General features: G+C 63.8%; 16 protein-coding genes and 1 tRNA gene. All 17 read left to right on the plus strand.

Annotated features, from left to right (window positions below):
• Positions 1 to 167: 167 nt before the first annotated feature.
• Positions 168 to 476 carry a 50S ribosomal protein L21 gene (gene rplU, locus ABD687_RS01895; protein ID WP_264269065.1) on the plus strand — a complete coding sequence of 103 codons (309 nt, stop codon included), beginning with the start codon at positions 168 to 170 and terminating at the stop codon, positions 474 to 476.
• Positions 477 to 524: 48 nt separating this feature from the next.
• Positions 525 to 779, plus strand: a complete 255-nt coding sequence (gene rpmA / locus ABD687_RS01900) for a 50S ribosomal protein L27 (RefSeq protein ID WP_217387816.1) — start codon at positions 525 to 527, stop codon at positions 777 to 779.
• 152 nt (positions 780 to 931) lie between these two features.
• Positions 932 to 2,503, plus strand: a complete 1,572-nt coding sequence (gene obgE, locus ABD687_RS01905) for a GTPase ObgE (RefSeq protein ID WP_310287777.1) — start codon at positions 932 to 934, stop codon at positions 2,501 to 2,503.
• Between the two features lie 9 nt (positions 2,504 to 2,512).
• Positions 2,513 to 3,652 (plus strand): glutamate 5-kinase, encoded by a 1,140-nt coding sequence (proB, locus tag ABD687_RS01910; protein ID WP_310287776.1) that lies wholly within the window; start codon positions 2,513 to 2,515, stop codon positions 3,650 to 3,652.
• Positions 3,653 to 3,760: 108 nt separating this feature from the next.
• The gene (locus ABD687_RS01915) at positions 3,761 to 5,080 is read left to right on the plus strand and encodes a glutamate-5-semialdehyde dehydrogenase (protein WP_310287774.1); all 1,320 of its coding nucleotides are present in this window, start codon (positions 3,761 to 3,763) and stop codon (positions 5,078 to 5,080) included.
• A 103-nt stretch (positions 5,081 to 5,183) separates the two neighbouring features.
• Complete coding sequence (locus tag ABD687_RS01920; RefSeq protein WP_310287769.1) at positions 5,184 to 5,408, plus strand: hypothetical protein; 225 nt, start codon at positions 5,184 to 5,186, stop codon at positions 5,406 to 5,408.
• Entirely contained in the window at positions 5,401 to 6,042 is a 642-nt protein-coding gene (gene nadD, locus ABD687_RS01925; protein WP_264269203.1) for a nicotinate-nucleotide adenylyltransferase, read from the plus strand. The genes ABD687_RS01920 and nadD overlap by 8 nt, the downstream gene beginning before the upstream one ends.
• A gap of 12 nt (positions 6,043 to 6,054) precedes the next feature.
• Complete coding sequence (locus ABD687_RS01930; protein ID WP_310287767.1) at positions 6,055 to 7,755, plus strand: hypothetical protein; 1,701 nt, start codon at positions 6,055 to 6,057, stop codon at positions 7,753 to 7,755.
• A gap of 39 nt (positions 7,756 to 7,794) precedes the next feature.
• Positions 7,795 to 8,208 (plus strand): ribosome silencing factor, encoded by a 414-nt coding sequence (gene rsfS, locus ABD687_RS01935; RefSeq protein ID WP_310287764.1) that lies wholly within the window; start codon positions 7,795 to 7,797, stop codon positions 8,206 to 8,208.
• Positions 8,209 to 8,280: 72 nt separating this feature from the next.
• Positions 8,281 to 8,356: transfer RNA gene (locus tag ABD687_RS01940), tRNA-Ala, on the plus strand.
• A 242-nt stretch (positions 8,357 to 8,598) separates the two neighbouring features.
• Positions 8,599 to 9,204 (plus strand): hypothetical protein, encoded by a 606-nt coding sequence (locus tag ABD687_RS01945; RefSeq protein WP_310287761.1) that lies wholly within the window; start codon positions 8,599 to 8,601, stop codon positions 9,202 to 9,204.
• A complete protein-coding gene (locus tag ABD687_RS01950) occupies positions 9,201 to 9,749 on the plus strand; it encodes a hypothetical protein (protein ID WP_310287759.1) in 549 nt (182 codons plus the stop codon). The genes ABD687_RS01945 and ABD687_RS01950 overlap by 4 nt, the downstream gene beginning before the upstream one ends.
• 71 nt (positions 9,750 to 9,820) lie before the next feature.
• Positions 9,821 to 10,171 (plus strand): zinc ribbon domain-containing protein YjdM, encoded by a 351-nt coding sequence (locus ABD687_RS01955; protein ID WP_310287757.1) that lies wholly within the window; start codon positions 9,821 to 9,823, stop codon positions 10,169 to 10,171.
• Between the two features lie 646 nt (positions 10,172 to 10,817).
• Positions 10,818 to 11,579 (plus strand): YggS family pyridoxal phosphate-dependent enzyme, encoded by a 762-nt coding sequence (locus ABD687_RS01960; RefSeq protein WP_310287755.1) that lies wholly within the window; start codon positions 10,818 to 10,820, stop codon positions 11,577 to 11,579.
• Positions 11,580 to 12,431: 852 nt separating this feature from the next.
• Positions 12,432 to 12,677: a glutaredoxin-like protein NrdH gene (gene nrdH / locus ABD687_RS01965; protein ID WP_217387827.1), complete on the plus strand. Its 246-nt coding sequence runs from the start codon at positions 12,432 to 12,434 to the stop codon at positions 12,675 to 12,677.
• Positions 12,678 to 12,725: 48 nt separating this feature from the next.
• Complete coding sequence (gene nrdI / locus ABD687_RS01970) at positions 12,726 to 13,208, plus strand: class Ib ribonucleoside-diphosphate reductase assembly flavoprotein NrdI (protein WP_310287751.1); 483 nt, start codon at positions 12,726 to 12,728, stop codon at positions 13,206 to 13,208.
• Positions 13,205 to 15,346, plus strand: a complete 2,142-nt coding sequence (gene nrdE / locus ABD687_RS01975; RefSeq protein ID WP_310287750.1) for a class 1b ribonucleoside-diphosphate reductase subunit alpha — start codon at positions 13,205 to 13,207, stop codon at positions 15,344 to 15,346. The genes nrdI and nrdE overlap by 4 nt, the downstream gene beginning before the upstream one ends.
• Positions 15,347 to 15,387 lie beyond the last annotated feature (41 nt).

Here is a 15,387-nt window from a genome sequence, read left to right on the forward strand (position 1 = left end):
CTGTATTTGCCCCTGCAGCGCTTTTTAGCGTAGTCTAGATCCTCGGTGCGAACGCCAGCTATCGGATTCTTCCGCTCGGCGTGCCAGCACAGCGCAATCCCCGGTTTCTTTTGGGGTAGTGATGCGCAGCAAGACAGATTGAACGTCGAGTAGAAGTGAGTACCCACGTGGTGTACGCAATTGTCCGCGCTGGCGGCCGCCAGGAAAAGGTTTCTGTTGGAGACCTCGTTACCCTTGACCGCCTGAAGGCTGCCCCAGGCGCCTCCATTGAATTGCCAGCCCTGTTGCTGGTTGACGGCGAGAAGGTAACTTCGGCAGTCGATGAGCTTGCCAAGGTCAAGGTGACCGCCGAGGTCATTGAGAACCTTCGCGGCCAGAAGATTGTCATCCAGAAGTTCAAGAACAAGACCGGTTACAAGAAGCGCCAGGGCTTCCGCTCTATGCTGACCAAGGTCAAGGTCACCTCGATCGCTTAATTGCGGTTGATTCCAAGAATTCTCATTACCTGAAGGTAGGCATTTTCAATGGCACATAAGAAGGGCGCGAGTTCCACTCGCAACGGTCGCGATTCCAACGCCCAGTACCTTGGCGTCAAGCGCTTCGGTGGTCAGGTCGTTTCGGCCGGCGAAATCATCGTTCGCCAGCGTGGCACCCACTTCCACCCGGGCGCCGGCGTGGGACGTGGCAAGGACGACACCCTGTTCGCACTTGAAGCCGGGGCTGTCGAATTCGGCACCCGTCGCGGCCGTAAAGTCGTGAACATCGTTACCGCTGGCTAATTAGCGCGTAACCGCATTCATTACACTGTAGAGGGTGGGCCGCACGGCTCACCCTCTATGTGTTTTTCCAAAACCCCCAGCGTTTTCCGCACCACGCCCCTCGGGCGGGCAGCGGAAGACGCCACCCCTTTTTTTGCTAGGAGCTTTCAACCGTGGCAGCCTTTATCGACCGAGTGGTCCTCCATGTCTCCGGTGGTTCCGGTGGGCACGGCTGTGTCTCCATCAAACGCGAAAAGTTCAAGCCCCTGGGCGGACCCGATGGCGGCAGCGGCGGCAACGGCGGTGACGTGATCCTGCGCGTTGACGCCCAGACCACCACCCTGCTGTCCTACCACCACTCGCCCCACCGCCACGCCGGCAACGGCGAAGGCGGCAAGGGCGACCTGCGCCCCGGCAAGAACGGCGAGACCTTGGTCCTGCCCGTGCCCGAGGGCACCGTGGTGAAGAACCGCGACGGTGACATCCTCGCCGACCTCATCGGTGACGGATCCGAATACATTGTTGCCTCCGGCGGCCTGGGCGGCCTGGGCAACGCAGGGCTCTCCAGCCAGCGCCGCAAGGCCCCCGGTTTCGCGTTGCTGGGCACCCCCGGCACCGCCGCCGAGGTCATCCTCGAACTCAAGTCCGTCGCCGACGTCGCCCTGGTGGGCTACCCCTCGGCCGGCAAGTCCTCGCTGATCGCCGCGCTCTCCGCCGCACGGCCCAAGATCGCCGACTACCCCTTCACCACCCTGGTCCCGAACCTTGGCGTGGTCCAGGCCGGGGAAGTCCGCTACACCGTGGCCGACGTGCCGGGCCTGATCCCGGGTGCCTCGCAGGGCCGCGGCCTGGGTCTTGAATTCCTGCGCCACGTCGAGCGTTGCGCCGCCCTGGTGCACGTGCTCGACTGCGGCGCCCTGGAAACGGACCGCGACCCGGTCGCCGACCTGGAGACCATCCAGGCCGAACTCGACGCCTACGAGGTCGACTCCTCCTTTGCCGGTGCCGATGGCCAGATCATCCCGCTGAACGAACGCCCGCGCCTCATCGCCCTGAACAAGGTCGACATGCCCGACGGACGCGACATGGCCGAATTCGTGCGCCCGGAACTGGAGAAGCGCGGCTACCGCGTCTTCGAGGTCTCGGCCATGAGCCGCGAGGGGTTGCGCGAGCTCTCCTTCGCCATGTCCGAACTGGTCACCGAGGCCCGCGCCAAGATCGAGGCCGCCCCGTTGCCCGTGCCCGTTGAGGTGTTGCGCCCGCGGGCCACCAAGGCCAGCAAGGCAGGGTTCGTCATCCGCAAGGAGGAGCGCAACCTCGAGCCGCTCTTCCGCGTGATCGGCGAAAAACCCGAGCGCTGGATCATGCAGACCGACTTCCGCAACGACGAGGCCGTTGGCTACCTCGCCGACCGCCTGGCCAAGCTCGGCGTCGAAAACCAGCTCTACAAGCTCGGCGCCAAGCCCGGCGATGCCGTGGTGATTGGCTCCGAGGTCGACGCCGTGGTCTTCGACTGGGAGCCGACAATGGCCGCCGGCGCCGAGCTGCTTGGTTCGCGCCGTGGACAGGACGAACGCCTGGCAGAATTTGCCGCGCGCCCCTCCCGCGAGCAGAAGAAGGCGGAGCACGAGGCGCGCAAGGGCGCCAAGGCAGCTGCCCGCGAGGACCTGGAAGCCGAGCGCAAGGCCGGAATCTGGACGGAGTCTGTCAACTACAAGCACCAGCTACCCAAGTCCGGGGAGTAAAACAGCACCGTGCGCGCCACAAACCATCCCTCGGGCATCACCCAGCGACAAGACCTGCCGCGTGCCTCGCGCATCGTGGTCAAGGTCGGTTCCTCGTCCCTGACCACGCTGGCCGGGGGGATCTCGGAGGAAGCGTTAAGCTCCCTCGTCGACCGACTCGCGGCAGTCAACACCGCGGGAACCGAGCTGATCCTGGTGTCCTCCGGGGCGATCGCCGCCGGTCTGGCGCCCCTGGACCTGGGGCGCCGCCCGCGCGACCTGGCCACCCAACAGGCAGCTGCCTCGGTGGGCCAGGGGCTGCTCATGGCCAGATACACCCAGGCGTTTTCCGCCCACGGCGTCACCGTCGGCCAGGTGCTGCTCACCGCCGACGACCTGATCCGCCGCCAGCAGTACGCCAATGCGTTCCGGGCGCTGAACCGGTTGCTGGCGCTGGGTGTCGTGCCGATCGTGAATGAAAACGACACCGTCGCCACCCACGAGATCCGCTTCGGCGACAATGACAGGCTCGCCGCCCTGGTGGCGCACCTGGTCAAGGCCGACGCGCTGCTGCTGCTTTCCGACGTCGACGCCGTCTACGACGCACCGCCGAACGCCGGGGGAGTGCGCGTGTCCCGGGTCGATCGCGCCGAGGACCTGGCGAGCTTGCGCATCGGGTCCACCGGGGGAGCCGGGCTGGGCACCGGGGGCATGGCCACCAAGGTCGAGGCCGCCACCATGAGCGCCGAATCGGGCATCCCCGCCCTGGTGACCTCCACCGCGAACGCGGCGGCTGCACTGGCCGGGGCGGACGTGGGAACCTGGTTCTCCGCCCGCGGCGGTCGGCGCTCCACCCGGATGCTGTGGCTCGCGCACCTGGCCACCACCCAGGGACGACTGCTGTTGGATGCCGGTGCCGTGCGTGCCGTCGCCTCTGGCGTCGCCTCGCTGCTGCCTGCAGGGATCACCGGGATCAATGGCTCCTTCGAGGCCGGGGACGCGGTGGAAATCACCGACGCCGCCGGACTGGTCATTGCCCGCGGACTGGTGAACTTCTCCTCGGCCGAATTGCCGCAGATGCTCGGCCGCTCCACCCGGGAGCTCGGCGAGGACCTGGGCAGCCAATTCGAACGTGCGGTGGTGCACGTCGACGACCTCGTCGTTGTCTAGCCGATCCGTTCGCGAAAGCCGCCGCCCGCGAACGGCGCGACGCCTCTGCCCGCCACCATGCTTAATATGGGGGCGGGCTTCGTCGCATCCACCGTAGAATAGGTGATCATGAGCCAGAACATCGACGCATCGCAGAATCTTTCCTCCGTGGACGGGACCGCCGCCGGCATCCAGGATGCCCGGGTTGCCGTGGGCAAGCTGGCCGACCGGGCCCGTTCCGCATCGCGCGTGCTGGCCCGCGCCGACCGCAATTGGAAGGACCGCGCGCTGCTGGCCATTGCCGCATCGCTGGATACCCACCGCGCATCCGTGATCAAGGCCAACGCCAAGGACATCGCCGCGGGAAAGGCCAACGGGACCTCCGACGCGCTGCTGGACCGGCTCAAGCTCAACGACAAGCGCGTGGACGCACTGATCGCCGCGCTCGAGGAACTGGCCGGGCTGCCGGATCCCGTGGGCACCGTGCTGCGCGGCCAGACCCTGCCCAACGGGCTGCGGCTGCGCCAGGTCCACGTCCCGATGGGCGTAATCGGCGCGATCTACGAGGCGCGCCCCAACGTCACCGTCGACATTGCCGGGCTCGCCCTGAAGAGCGGAAACGCAGTGCTGCTGCGCGGTGGCAGCGCCGCGGCGCACTCCAACGTGGCGCTGCTGGCCTTGATCCGCGACGCCCTGGAATCGGTCGGGCTGCCCGCCGACGCCGTGGCCTCGGTGGATGCCTGGGGCCGCGACGGCGCCGACGCCATGATGGGTGCCCGCGGCCAGATCGACGTGTTGATCCCGCGCGGCGGCCGCGAGCTGATCCAGCGCGTGGTCACCACCGCCAGCGTCCCGGTCATCGAGACCGGCGAGGGCAACGTGCACATCTACCTCGACGAATCGGCCGATGCCTCCATGGCCGTGCCGATCCTGCTCAACGCCAAGACCCAGCGCCCCTCGGTGTGCAACACCGTCGAGACATTGCTGCTCAATGCCAATGCCAAGGCCTCCGGCGAGGTCCTCGCCGCCCTGCACAAGGCCGGGGTGCGCCTGCACGTCGATGCACGCGCCAAGGCGCTTGCCGGTTCGACCCCCACGATCGATGCGCAGGAGTCCGACTGGGACACCGAGTACATGGACCTGGACCTGGCCGTTGCCGTGGTCGATGACCTGGGTGGTGCCATCAAGCACATCCGCAGGCACAGCACCGGGCACACCGAGGCGATCCTGACCAACGATCTTTCCCACGCCGAGCGCTTCATTGCCGAGGTTGATTCGGCCGCGGTGATCGTCAACGCCTCCACCCGCTTCACCGACGGCGGTCAGCTGGGCCTGGGCGCCGAGGTCGGCATTTCCACGCAGAAGATGCATGCGCGCGGCCCCATGGGACTGCGCGAGCTCACCACCACCAAGTGGATTGTGCAAGGCGATGGGCATGTTCGTTCGTAGCCGCGTGCCAAGGTGGGTACGATAGAGGCTAACGAGTCATAAAAGTTACAAGACAGTGCCGTGCACGCATGTGCGCGTCCGGCACGCAACAACCTGGAGAAACATGTTTACCCAGTCCCTGAATGTGGCCATTGCCGCTGCCGAAAGCACCGGTGGCGGCATGTCCACCGAAACGCAGGCCCTGATTGTCGGAGGCGGCATCTTCGTGGTCTTCATGCTGCTGCTGTTGATCGCCATGTCGTACTCCAACGTCGCAAACCGCCACGACGTCAAGGCCGAGCCCGAGGACACGCACCGCACGCACGCAAACAAGCACGGCCATCACTAGCCGTCTCGAGGCCGAACGAACGGACCGCCCATTTCGCCTGGGCGTCATGGGCGGCACGTTCGATCCGATCCACCACGGCCACCTCGTGGCCGCCAGTGAAGTCGCAGCCGTCTTCGACCTCGACGAGGTCGTATTCGTTCCCACCGGGGAGCCCTGGCAGAAACTTGACCGCGACGTGGCTCCGGCCGAGCATCGCTACCTGATGACGGTGATCGCCACTGCGGCGAACCCCCGCTTCACGGTGAGCCGGGTGGACATCGACCGTCCCGGCCCCACATACACGATCGACACGTTGCGGGACCTGCGCGCACAGCGTCCCGACGCGGAGTTGTTCTTCATCACCGGCGCGGACGCCATGGCCCAGATCCTGGGCTGGAAGGACGCCGAGGAGCTCTGGCAGCTGGCCCACTTCGTGGGGGTCACCAGGCCGGGCCACGAATTGCCGGTGCTGGACCGCAACGACGTCTCGTTGATGGAAGTGCCGGCCATGGCGATTTCCTCGACGGATTGCCGGGAACGGGTGCGGACCGGACATCCGGTGTGGTACCTGGTGCCCGATGGCGTGGTGCAGTACATCGCCAAGTACAAGTTGTACAACGACAAGAACAACGCAGTAAGCAACGGCCAGGACTAGAGACGGCCGGGAATGGACAAGATGAGCGACGAGACCGGGCCCGCGCTCAGCAGGCGAGCCCTGCGGGAGCAGCGACGTGCCGAGGCCGAAGCGAAGCTTGCCCAAGAGCAGGCGTCGGGCCAGCCGCCCGCGAGCCCTGCCGGCAAGACGGCGGCCGCCCAGCCTTCCGCTCCCGCCTCCCCGGCGGCGGCGACTCCTGCGCCTGCGCCGAAATCCCCTGCGCCGTCGGCCAAGGCTCCCGCCCCGGCGGCCAAGACCCCGGCACCTGCAGCGAAGACGCCTGCACCCAAGGCTCCCGCACCGGCCGCGAAGAGCCCTGCACCGGCCGCCAAGTCCGCGGCGAAACCGTTAAGTACGACACCGGCCGCCGCCGCACCTAAGCCGGTGCCGGAGCCCGAAGAACCCGTTCGCAGCCGCCGCGCCGCCGCCGGGGAAGTCGATGCCGTTTCGCAGCGCACCGAACGAACATCCCTGCAGCGCGCCCGCGACCGCGAAGCCCTGCGCACCCGCCGCCGGCTGGAGCAGGAAGTCTCCGAGCTTTCCCCCAAGGATCCGTCGCCGGGCGACGATCCCGCGCCGTTGACCCGCAAGCAGATGCGCCTCCAGGCGCTCGGCACCGCCAAGGAAACGGGTTCCGTCGCCAAACCGGGCACGGCGACCCAGGCTCCTGAAGCAGGGCCCCAGGCCGATGCTGCGTCCAAGCCCGCGGACGCCAAGCCAGCGGATGCCAAGCAAACGCCCGCCAAGCCCGCGGCGTCCGGGCCTGCAGCCGCCACGAAGCCTCCAGTCAAGACACCCGCGAAGCCCGCCGCTGCAAAACCACCCGTTGGCCCCCCGGTTCCTTCTCCCGGAACGGCGCCGCAGATGAGCGTGGAGGACGCGCTTGCGCTTCGTCGGCGCTCCGGTGGGGCGGCCCCAAGCGAGCCGTTGCTGATCCAGCCCGAAGAGGACCTGGGCGAAGTGGACCTGGAGGTCCTGGCACAGCAGCGCGAACTCGCCGCCCGCGCCGCCATCATTTCCCGCCGCGCAGCCGAACGCCAGCGCATGCAGGAAGAAAACACCCAGCGTGCCGGCGCCCGCCGCTCGGACCCCTTCACCGGGGCGATGAACCACCTCCGCGAAGAGGACATCGAAAAGAAGCTGGTCAACACCGGCGTCTCGGGTCCGCTGACGCGCGGCTACAACATTGCCATGACCGACCAGGGCACCATCGTCGAGGGCCGCCAGGCCCCCGCGGCCCCGGCCACCAAGACTCCGGCTTCAGCGCCCCACGCGCAGAAGCCGACGACCCCGGCAGCGAAAGCCCCGGCGGTCACACCTGCGCACAAGCCAAAGGCTGCTACTCCGGCCCAGGCACCGGCTCGCGACTCCACGTCGCCCGCCGCTTCACAAGCTGCCGCAGCAGCACCGGCACGGACGGCGGCGGCGAAAGCCGCGGCCGCCGCACCCGCCGGCCCCAGGCCTTCCGTGGCCCCGGGCGCCGGCAAGGCAGTGGAAGCACCCGATACCAAGGATGCCCCCGCCGAAAATGTTGGGCCTTCTCTGGCTCGCCCACCCGTGCGTGCCGTGCGCGCGCAGGGGCTTGAGCCACTGGATGTGCAGACCGCCGGAATGCGCCGTGCCAACAACATGTACTTGATGGTCATCGCGGCTTTGTCCGTTGGAGGCGCGGCACTCGTTGCCGGTCTCATCATGTTCCTGAACTCAAACTAGCGCCCACCGCGTCGCACCCAATTCTCAAGGAGAACCCCCATGAGCGCCCACGAACATTCCATCGACCTGGTGCAGACAGCTGCCCTTGCCGCAGCCGAGAAGCAGGCTGAAAACCTCGTCGCATTGGACGTTTCCGAACGCCTCGGCGTCACCGATGCGTTCCTGATTGCCTCGGCTGCCTCCGAGCGCCAGGTCAATTCGATCGTCGACGAGATCGAAGACAAGCTCGCCGAGAAGTTCGAGATCCGTCCGGTTCGCCGCGAAGGCCGCGGCCAGGGCCGCTGGGTCTTGCTGGACTACTCGGATGTAGTCATCCACGTCCAGCACAACGAAGACCGCGTTTTCTACGCCTTGGAGCGCCTCTGGGGCGACTGCCCGGTTATCGAACTGCCGACCACGGGCGAGCCGGCCACCGACATGTCGCACATCGAAACGCTCCCGGATTCGCTCTAGACCCCTCGATTTGCGCCACACGTTTTGTGTGGCCTATGATGGTTGAGTTGCCCGCAAGGGCGGCTCTCATTTGGGGGTATGGCGCAGTTGGTAGCGCGTCTGCATGGCATGCAGAAGGTCAGGGGTTCGAATCCCCTTACCTCCACCAAAATGTATGAATGAAAAGGTCTCCGGCTTCGGCCGGGGGCCTTTTCGCTTCCCCGAGGCCCAGTCGTGCCCCGGTTCCGGCCACGGAAGCGCGAAGGTGCTCCGCTCGTGGCCGGGCATGTTCGGAGAAGCCCTTCGTTTCCTGCCAGATGGTGCCGGGGCACTGGCATGGGCCGACCTTTGTGAAACGATCAACAAGCCTTAGGCATTGTGAATGATGCTACAAGCCTGTAAGTTTGTGTCATGATTGTCATCACCATAGACCAGCGTAGGTCCCGCTCGGGGCCGGACAAGGTCGAATCCCTGCTGCGCCGACTGGACGGTGAGTACAACGCGGTGCGGGGATTCGAGAGAACCGCGGGCGATGAGCTGCAAGGAGTGCTCGACGACGGTGTCATGGCCGTTGCCTTGGCCTTGGACGTTGCACACACGGGGGAGTGGAGCGTGGGAATCGGTGTGGGGTCGGTGCAGACCCCGATGCCCCGGGAAACCCGGGCGGGGCGGGGCCCGGCCTTTGAATATGCGCGGGATGCGGTTGAGCGGGCAAAGAATTCCAGTGGCGCCCTGGCACTGTCCGGCCCAGGGCCGGAAGCGGAGCGGATCGAAGCCGAACTGCAGCTCCTCGCACTGGTTAACGCGCGACGAACCAAAACGTCGGCCGAGGCCGGCACACTGGTGTCACAGGGCCTGACCCAGCAGCAGGTCGCTGCGCGCCTAGAAATCTCGCAGCAGGCCGTTTCGGCCCGTCTGGCTTCGGGGCTCTGGTATGAGACCGCCAGGCTCACCAACTTGGCGGGTCGGGCGCTGACAGACTATTCGATGACGATGGAAGGCGGGCAGGGTTCATGAGCTGGATTGCCTTGGCATTCCTGGTCGTTGTTGTTCCGTTGGGCACCCCTAGATACTTTGCGGATTCCGGCTTTCGCTGGCCGCTGAAGCAGTCGACCACCAGCTACCTGCTCGTGGCCGTGCTTGGCCTGGCAGGTCTTGCCGCTGCGATCGGCGGCCACCTTCCCGTGGCATCCTCCATTCCCCATGAACTTGTGGTCGTGGCCAGTGTTGCGGCTGCAACCCTGGGCGGAGGGCCGGTCACCGAAACGGTCTTCCGGCTTGCGGCTTTTAAAAGGGCCGCCGGGGACGACGCTTACGATGAGGTGGAGCCGAGTCCGCTGCGCGGAGGCATGTGGATCGGGTTGCTGGAACGCGCGGCAATAGCCTCAACTCTGTGGGCCTCCTGGCCCGAGGGCCTGGCGGTGGTTCTGGCAGTGAAGGGACTGGGACGGTTTTCCGAGCTTAAGCAACACGCGGCCGCGGAGCAGTTCATTCTGGGAACCTTCGTCAGCGTTCTGTGGGCATGCGCAGCAGTTGGTGTGGGGCGGCTCATCGGTCTATAGGCCGGGACGTACTTCCGCGTGGGGTTTGCGGCCAGAGCGACGAGTTCCGGGGTCGTACTAGAATGATGGGCATGACTGACGTATTGCCATCGTGCCCGCAGTGTTCAAGCCCCTATACATACGAAATGGGCGCGCTGCTGGTTTGCCCCGAGTGCGCCCACGAATGGTCGGCCGAAGCTGACGCAGTGGATGAGCCGAAGGAAGCTGTTATCAAGGATTCCGTCGGCAAGGTGCTTTCCGACGGCGATACCGTCACCATCGTCAAGGACCTGAAGGTCAAGGGGCAGGCCCAGTCCATCAAGGTCGGCACCAAGGTGCGCAACATCCGTCTGGTCAACGGCGTCGACGGCCACGACATCGACTGCAAGGTCGATGGGTTCGGGCCCATGCAGCTCAAGTCTTCCGTCGTAAAAAAAATCTAATACGCCGCATTCAACCATTTGCCAAGCGCCACCTCTCCAGCGATGGAGGGGTGGCGCTTTCCTTTGGACTGCAACTGAACCAGTCGACCAGTCATGAGTCCGGCTCCTGTCGGTGACCCACGTTGGCGGTGGCGTTGGCCAGGCCCCTGCGCATGGATGCCATACGCGCGTTGCCATCGCTAAGCCAGCTGGAGAGCACGACGGCAATGCCCCGAGGCGTCTTGGATGTACCGAGCGCCGCCGTAAGGCATTCCAGTGGGGGCGTCCACGATCATCTGGGCCATGGGATACCGCCCGGATTATTCATGAATCGAGGGACTTGGGGCAGATGAGAACGGCTATCCATTCCACCGCAAGGGCGTCAGGACCGGGATTTCCGGACTGGGTTTCTCGGCATTCCGTTCCGATACGGACTTACTTCCGGCATCATGGGTGGGGCCGGTCGCGACGCGCGCCACCTTGCGCGCCAGTTGGATCCCGGCCCCGCGGTGGTGGCCAAAATGGGGAGCGCGCCAGATGGGGGAGGGACAGCGAGCGGGTAAGCCAAGGCCCGGGCGGGACATGCTATGTTGGCGTTGGTGCACTGGCCATCCTAAACGATGCGCCATGCTTTCGAAGCTCCTCATCGTGAAAGACTTTCCCCTCCATGACACAGTCGCTGAACTCCTCCAACCCTGCCGCCGCCCAGGCCAACTCAATCGACGATTTCAAGCAAAATCTCGCCTCTGTCAGGTCCCGGATCGATGCCGCGGCGCGGAAGGCCGGGCGGGACCCCGCCTCGATCCGGTTGTTGCCGGTTAGCAAGACCGTGCCGGAGGACCGCCTTCGCCTGGCTATCGCGGCGGGCATGGATTTCCTGGGGGAAAACAAGGTCCAGGAGGTGGCTCGAAAGGCGGAACTCCTGGCCGACATACCGGGACTAAAGTTCTCCGTCATTGGAAGCCTGCAAACCAACAAGGCAAAATTCGTGGCGAAGTATGCAGACGAATTCCAGGCGCTTGACAACCTTCGCCAGGCGGAAGCCCTGCAACGCCGGCTCGAAGTCGAGGACCGCCAACTCGATGTCTTTGTCCAAGTCAATACGTCCGACGAGGAAAGCAAGTCCGGCCTTGCGCCGGACGACGTTCGGGAATTCGTGAATCAGCTGCCCCAGTTTGACCGGCTCCACGTCAAGGGCCTGATGACGCTCGCATTGTTCAGTGACGACAGCGAAGCGGTTCGCGCATGTTTCGTGCGACTGCGGGAACTCCGGGACTCACTGCGCGAGAGCGTGCCCGCCGAAATGTCCATCGAGGAACTGTCCATGGGCATGAGTGGCGACTTTGAGCTGGCCATTGCAGAGGGTGCGACAGTGGTGCGTGTGGGACAGGGAATCTTCGGCGCTCGGGCGCTGCCTGTCGCCGGCTAGCCTGCACGGAGCAGTCCGAACCCCTCGGGTTTCGCCGCAATCGGGAGCAATTCGCCGCAAATGCTCCGACCGCCGTGGCAACACTCGGGATTCTTGACCTAAACGGGGTTGGTGGTGGCGGATTCCCGGTTCGTTGGGACCGCGACTGCGGCGGGCTATTCATCTTTTGCCGACACTCGGAACCAAGTCTCCAGTCATGCACCGACCTACGTTGGAAACTGGACAAGCTTGCCTTTTATCCGCTTCAATTCCCTCGCCTTCGTGCTGGTGCGCGAAGGGATCGTGCGTCGGTCGTTCATCCAATTTCCAGCCGCCTCAGGGGCAAATCTTTTTCAAGAGTGCGGCCCTCGACAAGATGCAATTTTTGTGGGGGAAAGTGCGGCGTTTGGCGGCCCTGGCTACCACCAGTAGTGGTAGCGTTCGTGCTGTCGGACCATATCTAGTGGTTTGGCGCCATGTGCTCGACACGCCGTGCTGAACGACACGCCAGTTCTTTAATCTGTGGTCGATTGTTCCACAGGGTGTGGATAGATTTTCTAGTTCGCTGGATTCATGCGGTTTAAAGGCTGCTCTTTATCCACAAGGCTTGTGGACAGGCGTGGGGTCGAATGACAGGGGTGTAATACATCATGTTGGGGTCTAACGCCCCGAGCCCCACTAGATGTAGTATTGAATTAGCTGGTGAGGCCTAGTGCGCGAACCTCCGGAATACGGAGAAATGTACGAATCCCCGCCTCTTGAGGGCTCAACCGCCGTCGGAGCAAAACGTTCGTATGTCTCTTCCCGCGGGGAATGCGCATAGGGACCCAGCCACTTCACATACACAGATTTTGCACGAGGGGATTTACGGATATGACCGTCACGGTTTACACGAAGCCAGCATGCGTACAGTGCAACGCAACCTACCGAGCTCTTGATAAGAAGGGCATCGTCTACCAGAGCGTTGACATTTCGCAGGATCCCGCTGCTCTGGAGCGCGTACGCGCTCTGGGCTACATGCAGGCACCTGTCGTCATCACCGATGCCGACCACTGGTCGGGCTTCCGACCGGACAAAATTGATGAGCTGGCCCAGGATTTGAGCTCCTCCGTGGCCTAACCAGCCACCTCCAGCGTTACCGATTCCAGTGATTTCGAGGCGATCAAGATGCCTGCTTCATCGTTGGCAACACCGCCAATGCATGATCACGCCTTTCCGGCAGAGGTACCTACCACCAGCAAATTGATCTATTTCTCCTCCGCTTCGGGCTATACCCACCGATTCGTGGAGAAACTGGGTCTGGAATGCGCTCGCATTCCGTTGCTGAACCACGAACCGCACTTGGTGGCGGCTGAGCCGTATGTGCTACTGCTTCCCACCTATGGCGGTGAAAAGGGCGAAAGATCAATACCACCGCAAGTCGTCAAGTTCCTCAACGATGCGCGCAACCGAAACCTATTACGAGGCGTAATTGGGGCCGGAAACACAAACTTTGGAACCACATATTGCTTGGCCGCAATCAAGATCGCAGCCAAATGCAGCGTTCCGCTTCTATATAAATTTGAGCTCATGGGCACTCCAGAAGATGTGACCCGGGTTCGCGAAGGATTGGAAGTCTTTTGGACACGAAAGTCGCAGTACCTGAAATGAAGCAGGATTCTAAGGAATTGCCGGCCGCTTTTCAGGGCCTGGGTTATCACGAGCTGAACGCCATGCTGAACCTATACGGGGCAGATGGGCGGATCCAGTTCGAGGCCGATCGTGCCGCGGCACGCCAGTACTTCCTGGAGCACGTGAACAACAACACCGTGTTCTTCCACGACCTGGATGAGAAACTCGAATACCTGGTCAAGCACGAGTACTACGAGCGCGAGACGCTCGATCAGTACACGATGAACTTCATCCGCGACCTCTACCGCGGTGCCTACGCCAAGAAGTTCCGCTTTGAGACCTTCCTGGGTGCCTTCAAGTTCTACACCTCGTACACGCTGAAGACCTTTGACGGCAAGCGTTACCTTGAGCGCTACGAAGACCGCGTCTGCATGGTTGCACTGCACCTCGCCCGCGGCAACGAGGAAATGGCAGTCGCCCTGGTCAACGAGATCATCGAGGGACGATTCCAGCCCGCCACCCCGACGTTCCTGAACGCCGGCAAGGCCCAGCGCGGTGAACTCGTCTCCTGCTTCCTGCTGCGCATCGAAGACAACATGGAGTCGATCTCCCGCGGCATCAACTCCTCGCTGCAGCTGTCCAAGCGCGGCGGCGGCGTTGCCCTCTCGCTGACCAACGTCCGCGAGCACGGCGCCCCGATCAAGCAGATCGAGAACCAGTCCTCCGGTGTCATCCCCGTGATGAAGCTCCTCGAAGACAGCTTCTCCTACGCCAACCAGCTGGGCGCACGCCAGGGTGCAGGTGCCGTGTACCTCAACGCGCACCACCCGGACATCCTGCGCTTCCTGGACACCAAGCGCGAGAACGCGGATGAGAAGATCCGCATCAAGACCCTGTCCCTGGGTGTCGTGGTTCCGGACATCACCTTCGATTTGGCCCGCAAGAACGAGGACATGTACCTCTTCTCGCCGTATGACGTCGAGCGCGTCTACGGCGTCCCGTTCAGCGACATCTTCGTCACCGAGAAGTACTACGAGATGGTCGATGACGCGCGCATCAAGAAGACCAAGATCAACGCCCGCGAGTTCTTCCAGACCCTGGCGGAGATCCAGTTCGAGTCCGGTTACCCGTACATCATGTTCGAGGACACCGTAAACCGCGCCAACCCGATCAAGGGCAAGATCTCGATGAGCAACCTGTGCTCGGAGATCCTGCAGGTCTCGACTCCCTCGGAGTACAACGAGGACCTGGGCTACAAGACCGTGGGCAAGGACATTTCCTGCAACCTCGGCTCGATGAACATCGCCAAGGCGATGGACGGCAAGGACCTCGGGGCCTCGATCGAGACCGCGATCCGCGCGCTGTCCGCAGTCTCGGACATGTCCTACATCAACTCGGTTCCCTCGATCGCCCAGGGCAACGCCAAGACCCACGCCATCGGCCTGGGACAGATGAACCTGCACGGCTACCTGGCCCGCGAACGCGTCCACTACGGTTCGGAAGAGGGGTTGGACTTCACCAACATCTACTTCTACACCGTGGTGTTCCACGCGCTGCGTGCCTCGAACAAGCTCGCGATCGAAACCGGGGAGGCCTTCGACGGCTTCGCGGATTCGAAGTACGCCTCGGGCGAGTTCTTCGACAAGTACACCGACCAGGAATGGGTCCCGGCCACCGAGCGTGTGCGCGAGCTATTTGCCGGCATCGACATCCCGACGCAGGACGACTGGCGTGCGCTGAAGGCCTCCATCATGGAGCACGGCATCTACAACCAGAACCTGCAGGCCGTCCCGCCGACCGGTTCGATCTCCTACATCAACAACTCGACCTCCTCCATCCACCCGGTGGCGGCGAAGATCGAGATCCGCAAGGAAGGCAAGATCGGCCGCGTCTACTACCCGGCCCCGTACCTGGACAACGACAACCTGGAGTACTACCAGGACGCGTACGAAATCGGCTACGAGAAGATCATCGACACCTACGCGGTTGCCACCCAGCACGTGGACCAGGGCCTGTCCCTGACCTTGTTCTTCAAGGACACGGCCACCACGCGCGACATCAACAAGGCGCAGATCTACGCATGGAAGAAGGGCATCAAGACGCTCTACTACATCCGCCTGCGCCAGCTGGCACTCGAGGGAACCGAAGTCGATGGTTGCGTCAGCTGCATGCTCTAGTCGCAGCCGTTTCACCCCCGGTTGCCAGGTCGCGATAACCT

Origin of the sequence: Paeniglutamicibacter sulfureus (assembly GCF_039535115.1) — a bacterium.
Classification (GTDB): Bacteria; Actinomycetota; Actinomycetes; order Actinomycetales; family Micrococcaceae; genus Paeniglutamicibacter; species Paeniglutamicibacter sulfureus.